Source organism: Bradyrhizobium algeriense (assembly GCF_003062295.1).
GTDB lineage: Bacteria > Pseudomonadota > Alphaproteobacteria > Rhizobiales > Xanthobacteraceae > Bradyrhizobium > Bradyrhizobium algeriense.
Genome location: NZ_PYCN01000307.1, coordinates 1 through 341 on the forward strand (window position 1 = coordinate 1; position 341 = coordinate 341).

The following is a 341-nucleotide window of genomic DNA, read 5'->3' on the forward strand; positions in this document are numbered from 1 at the left end:
GGCATCGCTTCCGAACTGGTCAGGGGCGCGCTCGAACTGATTCGCGCCGACGGCCGCAAGGTCATCGCCGGCTGCGGCTTTGTCGTGGATTATCTGCGCAGAAACCCGGAATTTGCCGATCTGGCGGGGTGACGTGACACGACCGTCATTCCGGGGCGACGCAAAGCGTCGAACCCGGAATCTCGAGATTCCGGGTTCGCGCTAGCGCGCGCCCCGGAATGACGTGCGACCTCACGTAATCCGGATCGACATATCCGGCAGGCCTTCGAGCTTGCACAACAGCACATCGCCCTTCACGACCGGGCCGACATTTTCCGGCGTGCCCGAATAGATGATGTCGC

At 62.8% G+C, this 341-nt stretch carries 1 protein-coding gene and 1 pseudogene; one reads left to right on the forward strand and one right to left on the reverse strand.

What is annotated here, in order from left to right:
* The coding region (locus C7G61_RS43620; protein WP_145963882.1) for a GNAT family N-acetyltransferase at positions 1 to 132 on the forward strand (132 nt) is incomplete at its 5' end.
* 99 nt (positions 133 to 231) lie between these two features.
* On the opposite strand, the pseudogene C7G61_RS46930 reads toward C7G61_RS43620, so the two are convergent.
* A pseudogene (locus C7G61_RS46930) lies at positions 232 to 341 on the reverse strand (fumarylacetoacetate hydrolase family protein); the annotation flags it as partial.